This is a genomic window from Kibdelosporangium aridum (genome assembly GCF_900176515.1).
GTDB lineage: Bacteria > Actinomycetota > Actinomycetes > Mycobacteriales > Pseudonocardiaceae > Kibdelosporangium > Kibdelosporangium aridum.
Map to the genome: position 1 here is coordinate 788,471 of NZ_FWXV01000003.1, position 15,249 is coordinate 803,719.

The 15,249-nt window shown below is 67.7% G+C and carries 15 protein-coding genes; 3 read left to right on the plus strand and 12 right to left on the minus strand.

What is annotated here, in order from left to right:
- Window positions 1-16: 16 nt before the first annotated feature.
- The 5 genes from B9C43_RS22630 to nadA are packed head-to-tail and all read right to left on the minus strand — an operon-like array spanning window position 17 to window position 6,273.
- Window positions 17-1,168 carry an aminotransferase class V-fold PLP-dependent enzyme gene (locus B9C43_RS22630; protein WP_084429168.1) on the minus strand — a complete coding sequence of 384 codons (1,152 nt, stop codon included), beginning with the start codon at window positions 1,166-1,168 and terminating at the stop codon, window positions 17-19.
- Window positions 1,169-1,178: 10 nt separating this feature from the next.
- The gene (locus B9C43_RS22635; protein WP_143446504.1) at window positions 1,179-2,783 is read right to left on the minus strand and encodes an ABC transporter substrate-binding protein; all 1,605 of its coding nucleotides are present in this window, start codon (window positions 2,781-2,783) and stop codon (window positions 1,179-1,181) included.
- 18 nt (window positions 2,784-2,801) lie between these two features.
- Window positions 2,802-3,659 carry a carboxylating nicotinate-nucleotide diphosphorylase gene (nadC, locus tag B9C43_RS22640; protein WP_084428821.1) on the minus strand — a complete coding sequence of 286 codons (858 nt, stop codon included), beginning with the start codon at window positions 3,657-3,659 and terminating at the stop codon, window positions 2,802-2,804.
- On the minus strand, window positions 3,656-5,278 hold the full coding sequence (locus tag B9C43_RS22645; protein ID WP_084428822.1) for an L-aspartate oxidase: 1,623 nt from the start codon (window positions 5,276-5,278) through the stop codon (window positions 3,656-3,658). The genes nadC and B9C43_RS22645 overlap by 4 nt, the downstream gene beginning before the upstream one ends.
- Window positions 5,275-6,273: a quinolinate synthase NadA gene (gene nadA, locus B9C43_RS22650; protein WP_084428823.1), complete on the minus strand. Its 999-nt coding sequence runs from the start codon at window positions 6,271-6,273 to the stop codon at window positions 5,275-5,277. The genes B9C43_RS22645 and nadA overlap by 4 nt, the downstream gene beginning before the upstream one ends.
- A gap of 57 nt (window positions 6,274-6,330) precedes the next feature.
- Between nadA and B9C43_RS22655 the strand changes: the two genes are divergently transcribed.
- Entirely contained in the window at window positions 6,331-7,035 is a 705-nt protein-coding gene (locus B9C43_RS22655) for an NUDIX hydrolase (protein WP_200825639.1), read from the plus strand.
- A gap of 18 nt (window positions 7,036-7,053) precedes the next feature.
- Window positions 7,054-7,731, plus strand: a complete 678-nt coding sequence (locus B9C43_RS22660; protein WP_084428824.1) for an LON peptidase substrate-binding domain-containing protein — start codon at window positions 7,054-7,056, stop codon at window positions 7,729-7,731.
- Here the strand turns inward: B9C43_RS22660 and B9C43_RS22665 are convergent.
- Entirely contained in the window at window positions 7,715-9,058 is a 1,344-nt protein-coding gene (locus tag B9C43_RS22665; protein WP_084428825.1) for a serine hydrolase domain-containing protein, read from the minus strand. The two genes, B9C43_RS22660 and B9C43_RS22665, sit on opposite strands and share 17 nt — an antisense overlap.
- A gap of 25 nt (window positions 9,059-9,083) precedes the next feature.
- Window positions 9,084-10,544: an MFS transporter gene (locus tag B9C43_RS22670; RefSeq protein WP_084428826.1), complete on the minus strand. Its 1,461-nt coding sequence runs from the start codon at window positions 10,542-10,544 to the stop codon at window positions 9,084-9,086.
- Window positions 10,545-10,650: 106 nt separating this feature from the next.
- Between B9C43_RS22670 and B9C43_RS22675 the strand changes: the two genes are divergently transcribed.
- Complete coding sequence (locus tag B9C43_RS22675) at window positions 10,651-11,337, plus strand: TetR/AcrR family transcriptional regulator (protein WP_084428827.1); 687 nt, start codon at window positions 10,651-10,653, stop codon at window positions 11,335-11,337.
- Here B9C43_RS22675 and B9C43_RS22680 read toward each other — a convergent pair.
- The 5 genes from B9C43_RS22680 to B9C43_RS22700 form a co-directional block, all read right to left on the minus strand.
- The gene (locus B9C43_RS22680; protein WP_084429172.1) at window positions 11,334-11,942 is read right to left on the minus strand and encodes a DUF2567 domain-containing protein; all 609 of its coding nucleotides are present in this window, start codon (window positions 11,940-11,942) and stop codon (window positions 11,334-11,336) included. The two genes, B9C43_RS22675 and B9C43_RS22680, sit on opposite strands and share 4 nt — an antisense overlap.
- Before the next feature lie 40 nt (window positions 11,943-11,982).
- Entirely contained in the window at window positions 11,983-12,222 is a 240-nt protein-coding gene (gene bsaP, locus B9C43_RS58590; protein WP_084428828.1) for a biotin synthase auxiliary protein BsaP, read from the minus strand.
- Window positions 12,219-13,235: a biotin synthase BioB gene (gene bioB / locus B9C43_RS22690; protein WP_033381613.1), complete on the minus strand. Its 1,017-nt coding sequence runs from the start codon at window positions 13,233-13,235 to the stop codon at window positions 12,219-12,221. Before bioB ends, bsaP begins: the two co-directional genes overlap by 4 nt.
- A gap of 90 nt (window positions 13,236-13,325) precedes the next feature.
- Window positions 13,326-14,045 carry a dethiobiotin synthase gene (gene bioD / locus B9C43_RS22695; RefSeq protein WP_084428829.1) on the minus strand — a complete coding sequence of 240 codons (720 nt, stop codon included), beginning with the start codon at window positions 14,043-14,045 and terminating at the stop codon, window positions 13,326-13,328.
- Between the two features lie 61 nt (window positions 14,046-14,106).
- On the minus strand, window positions 14,107-15,120 hold the full coding sequence (locus tag B9C43_RS22700; RefSeq protein WP_033381614.1) for a LacI family DNA-binding transcriptional regulator: 1,014 nt from the start codon (window positions 15,118-15,120) through the stop codon (window positions 14,107-14,109).
- Window positions 15,121-15,249 lie beyond the last annotated feature (129 nt).

Consider the following 15,249-nt stretch of genomic DNA (forward strand, 5'->3'; position numbering starts at 1 on the left):
AAGCGTAACCAGTAGGTTACACGTCCGTCAATGCCGAAGCGAAGGCCGAAATGTCCGACGGCGAGACGAAGTAGTGCGGCGAAGCCCGGACCAGCGACGTGAGCCCGCGCCGGGTCATGTCGTACTGGGTCGAGGTCGAGTACGTCACCGACGTCGCGATCCCCTTGTCCCACAACCGGTCTCGTACTTCCTCCGCGGACTTCCCTGCCTTGGTGAAGCTCACGATCCCGCACTGCTCACGGCCGAGGTCGTGCACCGAAACCCCAGCGATCGAGGCAAGGGATTCCCTGGTCAGCGCGGCATTCGAAGACACAGCCGAAGCGATCGAGGACATCCCGAGCCGCAAGGCGTACTTCCCCGCCGCGATCAGGCCCAGGCGCTCGGCCACGCCGTACTCCCACAACTCGAACCCGCGCGCCCCAGGAGCGAGGGTGAAGCGGTCGGGGAACTCCCATACCGCCGCCTTGCCGTCGATCAGCCGGGGCCGCAGGCCTGACTGATCACGAATCACAAGCACACCCGTACCACGGGGCCCGCGAAGCCACTTCCGGCCGGTCCCGGTGATCACGTCAACACCCAGCTCAGCCGCGTCAACCGGCAACTGCCCAATCGACTGGCACGCGTCCAGCAGCACCAAAGCTCCCACCGAGTGCGCAGCCTCGACCACCGGTTTCACCGGGTTCACCAGGCCGCCATTGGTGGGCACGTGCACCAGCGACACCAGCTTCACCCGCGAGTCCAGCATGTCCCGCAAGGCGTCGACGTCGACCACACCGGAAGCGTCCGACGGGATCGGCTCGATCTTGATCCCGAGGTTGAGCAGGCCCAACGCGTTGCTGTGGTACTCGACCTCGGTGACCAGCACACGGTCACCGGGCGACAACCCCATCGCGTCCACCGCTGCCAGCCAAGACCGCGTGGCGCTGTCGGTGAACGCCACCTCATGGGGCTCGCAGCCAAGTAAGGAAGCGAAGACGGAATAGCCCTCTTCCAGGGAGTCCGCTCGCTCCGCGGCGGCACGGTAGCCGCCTATCTCGGCTTCACGCCGTAAGTGCGACAGGACCTCGTCGAGCACCGGTGAAGGCGGCAGCGACGAGCCCGCGCTGTCGAGGAAGATCAGGTCATGGCAGCCAGCAGTGTCCGCGCGTACCGCGCCAAGATCGATCACATACTTCAAGCTACCTTGGCTGCCAGCGGGAGAGGTTCCACCAGGCGCCCCACGTCGCGTCCTGGCTGTCGGCGTCCACGACCGCCTGGTAGCCCGTCCAGTTGCGGCGCAGCACGTACGTGTGCTCCAGACCGACGAGCGCGACCATGCTGGGTGCCTCGATGTACGTGCGCTGCATCTTGCGGTACTCGGCGACGCGTTGCGCCGGGTCGGACATCGCGCGAGCCGTGTCCAGGGACGTGGTGATCTTGGCGTCACTGCCGCGCATCAACGGATACAACGACAGGTCAGGGTCGAACGGGTCGCCCGCGCCGACAATGGATGCCTCGCCTGCGTTCGCAGCGCCCACGCGCGTCTGGACCTTCACGCCGACGGCGTCCGCATCGGCGGCGAAAGCCGTGGCCAGGTCACGCGCAACGTTGTCGCCGGCCGGGTACGTCAGCGTGAACTGCGCGGCGACACCGTTCTTGGTTCGAATGCCGTTCGACCCGACAACCCAACCGCCTGTGTCGAGGAACGACTTCGCGGTCGGCACGTCGTAGGAGAACTTGGCCGTCGGCTCATAGAACTCAGCCAGAACAGGCGATACAGGGGTGAATGCTTCGATGCCGTGGCCCGCAAGCGGACCGTCGATCATCGCGCGACGGTTGACCGCGTAGTTCAACGCAAGCCGGATGGCCGGATCAACGGTTACCGGGTTGTCCGTCGGCATTCCGATCGCCCGAATCGCCGCGCTGCGCTGACGCAGCACCTGGAAGACCTCGGACTGCTCGAACGGCTTGGCCTGCGCGGGCGGCAACGCCGCGCTGTCCAGCTTGCCGTCACGGACCCGCTGCACGCGTGCGTCGTCATCGGGCACGAACTCGACGGTCACCTTGGCGACCGTCGGGGCGCCGAGGTAGTAGGAAGTGTTGGCCCGCAACGTCATGCTCGCACCGCGTTGCCAGGATTCCAGCTGATACGGCCCGGTGCCGACCGATTTCAGCCCGGTGACCGGCCCCGGCTCGGTCAACGTTTCGCTGGGCACGATCCCGAGCACCAGCAGGTCCAGGAAAGGCGCGTACGGCTGGGACAGGTCGAACCGCACAGTGCTGCCGACCGGAACCGTCCGTGGCGGTGGCGCGACGCGGCTCGACGTCGTCGGTGGGGCGGTTGTCGTGCTCGTCGTGGTCGGTGGCGTGACCTCCGTGACGCCCGTGATCATGCTGTAGCGGTCACGCAACGGCGAGCCGAACGCGGGGTTGAGCAACGCCTGGTACGTGGCCACAACGTCCTTGCCGTCGAACGCGCTGCCGTCGTGGAACCGCACGTCAGCACGCAGTTTCACGGTCCATGACTTGCCGTCAGCCGACGGTGTCGGCATCTGCGCGGCCAACGCCGTCCGCAGTGCCGAGTCCGACTGGTGCTCCAGCAGCCCGTCGAAGACCTGCGCGGAGCCGTGCACCCCGTACCCCGCCAACGGGTGCACGTTGGCGGGCTCGGACGGCACAGCGAGCACGAGGGCCGTGCTGTCCGTGCTGCCGGAGGCGGTCGGCGTCGGCGCCGCCGTGCAACCGACCAAGCCAAGGCCTGTGCAGAGCGCGACTGAGCTCAACAGGATTCGACGACTGGGCACACCCGCACCCTAGCGTTCCTAAAGAACAGCCGCCGGGGTTTCCGCCGGAGCAAGATCCATCCCGATGTCCACGATCGGCGCGGAGTGCGTCAGACCTCCCACGGCCAGGTAGTGCACGCCCGTTTCGGCATATGCCCTTGCGACATCCAGCGTCAACCCGCCGGACGCCTCCAGTTCAGTGCGAGTACCCGCGGCCCGGCTGACTGCCTCGGCACACTGCTCTGGCGTGAAGTTGTCCAGCAACACCAGTTCCACGCCGAGGCCGAGCGCCTCGTCCAACTGGTCCAGGGTGTCCACCTCGACCTCACACGGCAGCTCCGGCGCGTGCCTGCGTGCGGCGGTGAAAGCCGCGGTGATCGACCCGGCGGCCAGTACGTGGTTGTCCTTGATCAGAACCGCGTCACCGAGGCCGAGCCGGTGGTTCTGGCCGCCGCCCATCCGCACGGCGTGCTTTTCCAACAGCCGCATGCCCGGCGTGGTCTTCCGGGTGTCCCGGATCACGCATCCAGTGCCCTCGATCGCATCCACCCAGGCCCGGGTCAGGGTCGCGACCCCGGACAAGTGTGAGACCAGGTTCAAGGCCGTGCGCTCGGCCGTGAGCAGGCCACGCAACGAGCCACGGACCACCAGGACAGGTTCGCCGGGCACCATCGTCGTGCCGTCCGGAGCGAGCGTCAGGACTTCCAGATCGCCCACCCGGCGGCGAAAAACCGCCAACGCCGTCTCGTTGCCCGCGAGCACACCCGTCTTTCGCGGGGTGATCGCCGCGGTGCCGATGGCGTCGGCCGGGACCGTGGCCTCGGTCGTGACGTCAGGGCCGTACCGGAGGTCCTCGGCGAGCGCCCGGTCGACGACGGCAAGTGTCTCCTCGTTCATGCCGCGCTCCTCAGCAAAGTGTTGGCCGCCAGCACGGGTTGGCCAGACGGGTTGAGCCGGACCGCGAGGCTGTGCTGCCATGTGGGTTCCGTGTCGGGGTAGTCGGTTCGCACGTGACAGCCACGGCTTTCCGTGCGTGCCGCGGCCGCCGCGATGAGGGCACGCGCCACCAAGGTCAACGCCGCGTCCTCGACCCGTTGCCTGGTCTTCAGCACAGTGTCCACTGCGGACACGTCAAGCACCGAGCCGACCACGGCGAGACCTTCGCCGTCTCGGCCGATCCCGGCGTAGCGGCTCATCACGCGTTGCAGCACATCGCGATCGGCGACCGGTGCCGTGGGCAATGGCGCCTTCACCGCCGTACGCGGATCCGCCAGCACGCACGCAGCGAGGTCCTCCGCGATCGCCCGCGCCGTACGGGATCCGACCACGAGCCCTTCAAGCAAGCTGTTGGACGCCAAGCGATTCGCACCGTGCAGACCGGTTCGCGCGACCTCACCGACGGCGTAGAGACCGATCACGCCGGTTCGTCCGTCCACTGTGGCCGCAACACCGCCGCACGCGAAGTGCGCCGCGGGTGACACCGGGATCGGGTCCTTGGCCGGGTCCACACCGGCCGACTGGCAGGCCGCGAGCACGGTCGGGAAGCGCCGGCGGAACTCAGCCGCGTCCAAGTGGGTCGCGTCGAGGTAGACGTGGTCGTCTACGCCGCCCGGTTCCAACGCCATCCTGCGCGTGATCGCAGCGGAGACGACGTCACGGGGCGCGAGATCCTCCAGCGGGTGCACACCTTTCATCACACGCTCCCCCAGAGCGTCGATGAGCACGGCACCTTCACCACGAACAGCCTCGGTCACCAACGGGCAGCGGCCACGCGCGCCCGGGCCCGTGTACAGCACGGTCGGATGGAATTGCACGAACTCGACATCCGCCGCGGGCGCACCAGCCCGGAGGGCCAACGCGAGCCCGTCCGCCGTCGCCACTTCGGGGTTGGAGGTCGCCTGGAACAACTGCCCCAGGCCACCCGTCGCCAGCAGCACGGCCGGCGCACTCACCACACCAGGAACACCATTCGGGTCCAGTACAAGCAAACCGACGACCGCGCCCGTCGGCGTCCGGACGGTGTCGACCGCGATGTGGTTCTCCAGCAACGGAACACGCCCGTCCTGAGCCGCGGACAACAACGCCCGCTCGACCTCGGCTCCGGTCGCGTCACCGCCCGCGTGCACGACGCGGAAGGCGCTGTGCCCGCCTTCCCTGGTCCTGGCCAGCTTTCCGTCCGCACCGGGGTCGAAGACCGCGCCGAGCTTGCGCAGCCGCGTCACGGCCGTCGCGCCGTCCGCCAGGATCGCGGAGACTGCGTCGTTCTCGCAGAGGCCGACGCCCGCCACCAGCGTGTCCTCCACGTGTGCCGCGACCGAGTCGCCTTCGTCGTGCTCACCGGGCAGGACGACCGCGACACCGCCTTGGGCCCAGCGGGTGTTGCCCGCGCCCGCCGACGCCTTGGTGATCACCAAGACCCGCAGCCCGAGCTCACGGGCCTCCAGCGCCGCGGTCAGCCCGGCCACCCCGGTGCCGACGACGATCACGTCGGCTCTGGCCTCCCAGTGCGGGCTCACTCCCCACCGCCGGGCTGGCCGATCTCGATCATCCGCTGCACCGAGGCACGCGCGCGGGCCGCGGTCTCGGGGTCGACGTGGACCTCGTCCTTGTTCTCCCGCAGGCTACGCAGCAACGCGGCCGGTGTGATCATCTTCATGTAGCGGCACGACGCCCGGTCGTTGACAGCCCTGAAGTCGATCTCCGGCGCCGCCTTGCGCAACTGGTGCAGCATGCCGATCTCGGTGGCCACGAGCACCGAGCGCGCGTTGGTCGCCTTGGCCTCCTTGACCATGTCGCCGGTCGACAGGATCTTCACCTTCTCCGACGGGACGATCCCCTCGCCGGCCAGGTAGAGCGCCGAGGTCGCGCAGCCGCACTCCGGGTGCACGAACAGGTCCGCCGACGGGTCCTGCGAGGCGCGTTCGGCCAGCTCAGGGCCGTTGATCGCGGCGTGCACGTGGCACTCGCCTGCCCAGATGTGGATGTTGTCGCGGCCGGTCACCCGCTTGACGTGCGCGCCGAGGAACTGGTCCGGGCAGAACAGCACCTCCTTGTCCGCGGGGATCGAGGCGACCACGTCGACCGCGTTCGACGAGGTGCAGCAGATGTCGGTCTCCGCCTTCACCTCGGCCGTGGTGTTCACATAGGACACCACCACCGCGTTCGGGTGCTGTGCCTTCCACTCCCGCAGATCCGCCGCAGTGATCGAGTCGGCGAGCGAACACCCCGCTCGCTCGTCGGGGATCAGCACGGTCTTGCCGGGCGAGAGGATCTTGGCCGTCTCGGCCATGAAGTGCACGCCGCAGAACACGATCGTGGACGCGCTGCTTTCGGCGGCGATCCGCGACAGCGCCAGCGAGTCACCAGTAAAGTCCGCGATGTCCTGGATCTCGGGAAGCTGGTAGTTGTGCGCGAGCAGGACGGCGTCGCGCTGTTCGACCAGGCGCCGTACCTCGTCCCGCCAAGCCGCGTCCGGCTCGACCCCGCTGTAAGGAGTCAATGTTGCCGTCATCAGGTCCTCCTAGCTCTGGGTCTCCCATCCCGAGGTTTTCGCCTAAGGATCGAAAACATGGTTGATGCTACCACCGAGCCCCCCTTGCTCGGCCATGAGGTTTTGGCCGCGGTCCTGCAAGTGAGAGAGGAATCACTCCAGGTCCTGCTGTGGGAAAGGGCCAAAGAGCCACATATCGGCCGCTGGTCGCTACCCGGTGGCAGGCTGCGGCTGGACGAGGACATCGAGCACTCGATCCGCCGTCAGCTCGAGGAGAAGGTCGACGTGCGACAGCTGGCGCATGTGGAGCAGCTGGCCGTGTTCAGCGCTCCCGACCGGGTCCCCGGGCCACGCCTGGTCGCCTCGGCGTTCCTGGGGCTCGTGCCGTCCGACAACGACCCCGAGGTGCCGTCGGACACCCGCTGGCACCCGGTCGACTCCCTGCCCACGACGGCTTTCGACCACGAGGCGATCGTGCGGCGGGCCAGGCACCGGCTGCGCTCGAAGCTCTCGTACACCAACATCGGCTTCGCGCTGGCCCCACCGACCTTCACGATGTCCGAACTGCGGGAAATCTATTCGGCCGCGCTCGGTTACAGCGTGTCCTCCACCAACCTGCAACGCGTGCTGTCCAGGCGCGGACTGCTCGAGCCAACCGGGGAAACCACCAAGCCGGGGCGGGCGGGTGGCCGCCCCGCGGCGCTGTTCAGGTTCACTGTGCGTGGCATGCAGGTCACCGACGAATTCGCGGTGTTGCGCCCGCCCGCTGCGAAAACGCGGTGATACCCGTACTTTTGACTTGTGCCCGAGACACTTCCGCTGTTTCCCCTGCAGACAGTGCTGCTGCCGGGCGCGAACCTGCCCTTGCACATCTTCGAGCCGCGCTACCGGCAGCTGACCGTGGACCTGGTCACCGGGACCGTGCCGGAGAAGCGCTTCGGCGTGGTCGCGATCAAGGCACCGGTCACCGAGGAGGTCGACAAGGTCGACCAGCTACTGGCCGTCGGCTGCTCGGCGCTGCTGCGGCAGGCCACACGCCTGCCCGACGGCCGCTACGACATCATCACCACCGGTGAACGCAGGTTCCGGCTGCTCGACCTGGACGCGACCAGTGCGCCCTACTTGGTCGGCACGGTCGAGTGGATCCCGGACACCGAGATCCCGTCCGGTACCGACCGGATCAACTCGCTGACCGAATCGGCCAGGGCGGCCTATCGCCGGTACTGCGAAACAGCTTGGGAACGTGAGGACTGGGACGAGCCCGCTGCCGACACCGATACGGCGGCGTTGGCTCACCTGCTGGCCGCCGACGCCCTGCTGCCCATGGAGGACCGCCAGGCGTTGCTGGAGGAGACGCGGCCGCTGCACCGGCTTCGGATGGTCTATTCGCTGCTCACGCGAGAAGCAGGGATCATCGCGGCACTCCACGCTGTCCCTGCTCCCGCATCGGCCTTCTCGGCGCCTATGAACTTGAACTGACCTTTGGCGCGGCGCGCATTCCGATGTAGCAGTAGTCGTGGCCGTCCAACTCTGCGAACACCACGGGCATGTAGCCCTCGCTGAACGACGGTCCCGCGCCATCCGCGGCCCATACCGTCTCGGAGATCGGCACCATGTCCGCCTCGATCGTCGGAGCAAGCTCAGCCATGCCATCGACGAACTCGTACGACACGTGCGCGTCCTCGGTGACAGTGATGAGGACACCCTCGCGCTTGTACGTACCCGCGAACTTGCCGATGTCCACTGTGGGCGGTTGCTCGGCGGGTTCGAACGGCTCGGGCATCTTGACACCGGCGAGTTCGTCGAACAGCTCGCGGAACAGTGCCGAGTACAGCTGACGAGCGCCGCCGCCGTTGGTGGTCAACGCGATGGCGATGTTGGCGTCCGGGATCACCCGCAGATACGCGTACTGCCCCACCGCAGCGCCGTCGTGGCCGTAGCCGAAGCGACCGTCCCAGTCGTACAACGTCCAACCGAGACCCCAGCCGTCAGCGCTGACCGTCCACTTGTCCGGCACGTCGACCTCGCGCCTCTGCATGGCCGCTACGGTTTCCGGCTTGAGTACGCCCGCACCGCCGTCGAGGTGCATCTTGGCCAACCGCACGATGTCTCCCGCCGAAGCGATGACCCGAGCACCCGGCCCGGCCGCACGAGGAATCAAGTCCCACGCGGGCGCGGGATCCGGGTACGCGCCCGGCTCGCCGAGGTGTGACATCGCCGCGCGGAAGCTCAACGCCTCCTCCGGCAGGGTCATCGAGTGGGTCAGGCCCAGCGGCTGGAACACCCGCTCCTTCAAGGCCTGATCCCACGTCTGGCCGGTCAGCACCTCGACGATCCGGCCGAGCGTCACGTATCCGACGCCGCTGTAGGACACCGCGACCCCGGGCGGGCAGTCCATCGCCACGCCCTTCGCGGCCTGCACGTAGTTGGCCAGGCAGTCGTCGCCCCGGCCGCCGTCGTACATGAAGTCACACGTCAAACCGCTGGTGTGGCTGAGCAATTGGCGGGGCGTGATGGTCTTCGTGGCCTCAGGATCGGCCGTGGCGAACTCGGGCAGGATGCTCACCACCGGTGCGTCCAGGTCCAGCTTTCCCTCGTCGACCAGGGTCATCACCAGTGTCGCGGTGTAGACCTTGGCGATCGAGCCGAGCAGGTAGACCGAGTCCGGTGTGGCCTCGACCCCGGTCCCCCGGTGCAGCACACCGCTGGCGAATTCGTGGATCTCGCCGTCGGCCAGGATCGCCAGCGACGCGCCGGGCACGTGGTAGGTCGCGCGCAGGTCGTCGAGCCGGTTCTGCCAGTTCATTGCTTTTCCTTCTGCGGGTAGGGGTTCAGACCAGGGCGGGCTGCGGGGCTTCGGTGTTCTTCTTGTCCCGCATGACGATCAGGGCGACGGCGGCCGCGACCAGCACACCGATCCCGCTGATCACGAAGGTGGTGGACATCGCGTCGGTGAAGGCGGTCCGCGCGGTCTCGGCCAGGCCGGGCACCTGGATGGACTCGCCGATCGATGCCGGCGACCCCGCGGGCATCTCGGCGGTGAACGCGCCGCTCAGAATGCTGCCCAACGCGGCAACGCCCAGCGCCGCACCCAACTGCTGGATGGTGTCGTTCAACGCGGACCCGACACCCGCCTGCTCCGGCGGGACCGTGCCCATCAGTGCCGCAATGGCCGCGGGCACCGCCAAACCGCCACCGCAGCCCAGCACCAGCAGCGCGGCACCGATCGGCAGGAAGCCCGCGTCCGACGAGAGCGTCGACATCCAGAAGAACGCGACAGCGTACAGCGACAGGCCGATCGCGGCCATCAGGCGGTTGCCGATCTTCTGGCCGAGCGTGGCGCCAAGACCGTTGCACACCAACGAACCCACGGCCATCGGCAGGAACGCCAGTCCGGCCTCGGTCGGCGTGAAGCCCAGCACGAACTGCAGGTACTGGGTGACCACGATCATCAGGCCACCGTTGCCGATCTGCGACAGCGTCAGCGCGAGGCTGCCGCCGCTGAAGTTGCGGGCCTTGAACAGGTTCAGCGGAACCATCGGCGACGGCGTGCGCTTCTCCCAGACCACGAACGTGACCAGGCTGGCGACCGCGATGCCCAGCGGGACAAGGACATTCGGGTCGGTGAACGGGTACTTCGGCAGCTCGATGATCGTCCAGACGACGGCGGTCATGCCCAGCGCGGACAACACAGCACCCAGCGGGTCCGGCTTCTGCCACGGGCCCTTGGACTCCGGCATCAGTGCGACAGCGGCGATGATGGCCAGCACGGCGATCGGCACGTTGATCAGGAACACCGCACCCCACCAGAACCACGCGATCAGCGCACCGCCCAGCACCGGACCGCCCACGAAACCGACCGTCGCGGCGGCACTCCACACGGCCATGGCCTTGGGACGCTCTTTGTCGTCGAAGACCGTGATCAGGATGGACAGCGTGCTCGGCATGATCAGCGCGCCGCCGATGCCCATCACCGTCCTGGCGATGATCAGTTGTGCCGGATCCGTGGCGAAGGCCGCCAGCAGCGATGAGGCGCCGAACGCGGCCAAGCCGATGATCATGACTTTCCGGCGGCCGAACCGGTCACCGAGGCTGCCGGACGTGAGCAGCAAGCCAGCGAAAACCAGGATGTAGGAGTCCAGGATCCACTGGATGTCCTGCGGGCTCGCGCCCAGGTCCTCCGACAGCGGCGGCACCGCCACGGTCAGCACCATGTTGTCGATGACCAGCACCAATGTGCTGAGCACCAAGACCACCAAGATCCACCAGCGGCGTGGGTTCCGCTCTTGCATCGGGCTCACTCCCCAGATTGTGCGAACGTTGTTCCGTCGATGCGCACACTGTACGCACAATGCGAACAGTGATGCAAGAGCGAACATCGTGCGCTACTGTGAGCACATGACCGACATTCCGTCCGTGTGGGCGCGGCCGAAGAAGGGGCGCGAGCAGCCGGCGCTGAGCCGGGAGCAGATCGTCAGCGAGGCGATCAAGCTGCTGGACACCGAAGGCCTGGACGCGCTGAGCATGCGCAACCTGGGCAAACGCCTCGACGCCGGTGCGACGTCGATCTACCGGCACGTGGCGAACAAGGACGAGCTGATCGAGCTGGCCATCGACGAGGTCTACGGCGAGATCGAGGTGCCCTCAGCTTCGGCAACCGAGTGGCGCGCGGGCGTGGCCGCCAGCGCACAGAGCATGCGGGCGATGATCAACCGGCATCCGTGGGTCGGCTCGGTCCTCGGCCAAGTCGGCCTGTCGTACCTGGGTCCCAACGTGATGCACATGAGCGACCGGATGCTCGCACTGTTCGAGAAAGGCGGGTTCGACCTGGTCGCCGCCAACCGGGCGATGAGGCTCGTGCTCTCGTACGTCATCGGTGCTGGAGTCGGCGAGGCCGCCTGGCTGACATCGCTGGCACGCAGCGGGTTGAGCGAAGCGGAATGGGCTGAGCGGGTGTTCCCCATCGCCAAGGCCACAGCCGCGCCCTATCCACGGCTGCTCGCGGCGTTCGAGACAGCCGACGCCGAGGACATGTTCACCTACGGACTCGACGCGCTGCTCGACGGCCTGGTGGCCAAGCGCTAACCCAGGCGGCGGCCTAGGTCGTCCATCCCGTTCCAGGCCGCCAGTACGCCGTACGCCAATGCTGTGGCCAGCGGCTGCGCCAGGATCACCCAGACCGATTCCAAGGTCGGTGCGATGGTCAGCGTGTCACCGATGTTGGTCGTCGACGGGACCTCGTACATCCAGCCGGTGAACATGCCGGCCATCAACGTGGCCAGGTACGCGGCACCCAGCGAACCGAGGACCGCGGCGACCATGGTGACCGGGCCACGGCGTTCGCGCAGGAACCACACGCCGACCCCGACGATGAGCCCGGCACCGAAGCCGAGCAGCACGAACAGCGCGATCGAGTCGAACCGGTGGTAGCTCTCAGCGGTCAACGGGATCAGGCCGCGCGGCGTCACCGACTTGAGCTGGCTCGGTGCCAGCAGCGACCACAGGTAAGCCAGCGGAATGCCGAGCAGGCTGATCAACGACAGCACGCTGATCGCGGGCAGCAGGTCCGCTTTGATCACTACCCGTGACTTCGGCGGCTGCGGGAGGTAGTAGCCGGCGCCGTACACCGGATACAGCGGAACCTCCGCTGGCGCATCCCGTTGCTGCGCCTCGACGGGCTGTTCCGCCACAGCCACAACCTCCCTGGTCGACTACCGGAGGAAGCCGAGCTTAACTGGTGGCCGGGGCCGAAGTTGACTCGCCGTGCCGACTGCACCGCGCCGTCCACCCGGCTGGGGTCACCTGAACGACCATCCGCCGCGCGCACTGCGGGCAGAACCGCGGCGGATCGATCAGTGCCAGCCGCTTCTGGCAGTACGTGTGGTCGGCTTCCGGCTCGGGCTTGCCGCACCAGCTGCAATAGGTCCCGAGGTGGGGGTGGGAGCCCCCGTCAGGGGGTCGGAATGTCACAGCGTCTCGTTCAGCGCTTTGATCGGCATCTTCAGGTCGGCGAGCATCTCGAGGTCCTGGCTGGCCGGGCGGCCGAGGTTGGTCAGGTAGTTGCCGACGATGATCGCGTTGATCCCGCCGAGCATGCCCTGCTCCGCGCCGAGGTCACCGAGCGTGAGCTCACGGCCGCCGGCGAACCGCAGCATCGTGCGCGGCATGGCCAGCCGGAACGCGGCTACCGTGCGCAGCGCCTCGGCACCTTCCACGATCGGGTAGTTCTCATACGGCGTGCCGGGGTTGGGGATGAGGAAGTTCATCGGCACCTCGTCCGGCTCCAGCTCGGCGAGCTGCACCGCGAACTCGGCGCGCTGCTCGATCGACTCGCCCATGCCGATGATGCCGCCGGAGCACACCTCCATACCCGCCGCGCGGACCATCTGCAGCGTCTCCCACCGCTCGTCCCACGAGTGCGTGGTGACGACGTTCGGGAAGTGTGAACGGGCGGTCTCGAGGTTGTGGTTGTAGCGGTGGCAGCCCATGTCGACGAGCTCGTCCACCTGCTCCTGCGTGAGCATGCCCAGCGAGCAGGCGATCTGGATGTCGTTGCCGTCCTCGCGGATCGCCTTGATGCCGTCCCGGACCTGGCTGAGCAAACGCTTGTCCGGGCCGCGGACGGCGGCCACGATGCAGAACTCCGTCGCGCCGGTGTCCTTGGTCTGCCTCGCGGCCTTAACCAGGCCGGGGATGTCCAGCCACGCCGAGCGCACCGGCGTGGGGAACCGGCCGGACTGCGAGCAGAAGTGGCAGTCCTCCGGGCAGCCGCCGGTCTTCAGGCTGACGATGCCCTCGACCTCGACCTCAGGGCCACACCAGCGCATCCGCACCTCGTGCGCCAGGCCGAGCAGCTCCTCGAGCCGGTCGTCCTCGAGCGTGAGCACCTGGACAAGCTGCTCCTGGGAGAGTCCGACCCCGCGCTCGAGCACCTGCTCACGCGCGATCTTCAGGATGTCGGTCTTCTCAGCTGCGGCCGTCAATGGTCCTCCCTCAAAGCCCGGGGCTGTCTCCGGTCGCTCAGTCTGCCGTAGAACAGGCCGTGCCGTGAGGGATCTAGCTCACGCATCTGGTCACGAGGATTTGTAGGTCATCGCGAACTGCTCGGGGTCGAAGTCGCCGCCGAACCAGGGCGAAAGCCCGGCTCGCGCGACTTCCAGGAACCGCTGGGGATCCAGCGTTCCCGCGCCTTGCGGCAGGGCACCGAGCAGCGGCGCGCCTGCAGCTACCGGCAAGTCCTCGAGGTTGCACCGGGCGGCCAGATCGGGCTCGTCCGGCCAACTGCCGACCACGACACCGAGCGACTCGATGCCCCGCCTCAGCAGCGCCTCAGCGGTCAACGCCGTCGCGTTGAGGGTGCCGAGGCCCGCCTGAGCGACCACCAAGACCGGGACGCCCATGGCCCAGGCGGCGTCCGCGATGGTCGAGCCGTTGCTGTCGAACCGGACCAGCAGGCCGCCCGCGCCCTCGACGATGACGGTGTCGTGCTCTTCGTCCAGCCGGGAGGCGGCGAGGGCGATGTCGGCGGGCCCGATCGTGGGCATGCCACTGCGTCTGGCCGCGGTCTCCGGGGCCAGCGGGTCGATGTACCGGACCAGTTCCCGCGTGGTCACGTCACCGGCCAGCCTGCGGACGGTGTCCACATCGCCGGTGCCGTCCTCGTTCAGTCCGGCCTGCGCGGCCTTGAGTACGGCGACCCGCCTGCCGTCGGCTTTGGCCAACGCGGCGATCGCTGAAGTGACGATCGTCTTGCCCACACCGGTGCCGGTACCGGTGACCACGATCACGCTCACGTCGAACCAGACTACGAGCCGTACTCACGGTACGACACGCCGGGGCCGAGAAAGCGCTTACTCACCGAGGTGGAGTCACTGACTCCCGGACCATCAACTCGGCGGGCATCCACAGCTTGGTGGGCCCGGTGACCACCTCGACACCGCTCGCGATCCGCCCCGCCCGCCTCGCGCCTTGGTCCAGCGGAAGGCGGACCGTGGTGAGCGCGGGGACGACGTCCACCGCGGCGGGCAGGTCGTCGAAGCCCGCGACCGAAATGTCCTCTGGCACACGGATTCCGCGCTGCCGCAACGCCGCGATCACCCCGAGTGCCATCAGATCGTTGCCCGCGATGATCGCCGTGAACCCGGCGTCGGCCAGTTCCATGGCCGCGTCGAACCCCGAGGCGCGGGAGAAGTCACCGTGCACGACAACGGATTTCTCAATCGCTTGCTCTTCGAGAGCTTCACGGTGGCCTTTGAGCCGGGCGGTGGTCGTGCTGTTGCCTGGCGGCCCTGCCACGTACGCGATCCGCTTGTGTCCCATGGTGATCACGTGCCTGGTGAGGGCACGCGAACCGCCTTCGTTGTCGAACGCGACACACGGCACGTCGACGTCCGGTGGCGCGGGGCGGCCGCACATGACGACCTTGGTGCCTGCCGACAGCGCCTGACCGATGAGTTTCGTGGTCGCCTGCAGGTGCTCGGGTTCCTCACGGCTGCCGCCGGTCAGCACCACGCCACGGACGCGCTGGCGCAACAGCATGCTGATGTACTTCAACTCGTCCGAGGGCGAGCCCGCGGTGTTGCAGATGACGGCGAGCAGATCCGCACTCGCGGCCTCCCACTGTGTCCCACTTGCCTGAATGGAGAAGAACGGGTCGGACACGTCGTTGACGATCACGCCGATCACTTCGGACGTGGCCGCGGCCAGTGCTCGGGCGGGTCCGTTGACGACGTAGTCAAGCTCACCAAGCGCCCGGTGGACACGCTCGCGCGTCACGGCTGAGACCGGGTAATTGCCGTTGAGCACTCGCGACACCGTCGCGGTGGACACCCCCGCGCGTGCCGCGACGTCCGCCAATGTCGCCGCCATCCGGCTACCTCCCAGCACAGCCTATTGACACCCGGTCCGATGCCTGCCTAGCTTACGCTGATAGTAAGCGCTTTCTACGGAGGTGTCGTGATGCGTGTGCCTCCGTACGCGCGACTCGCCGGTCTCGGT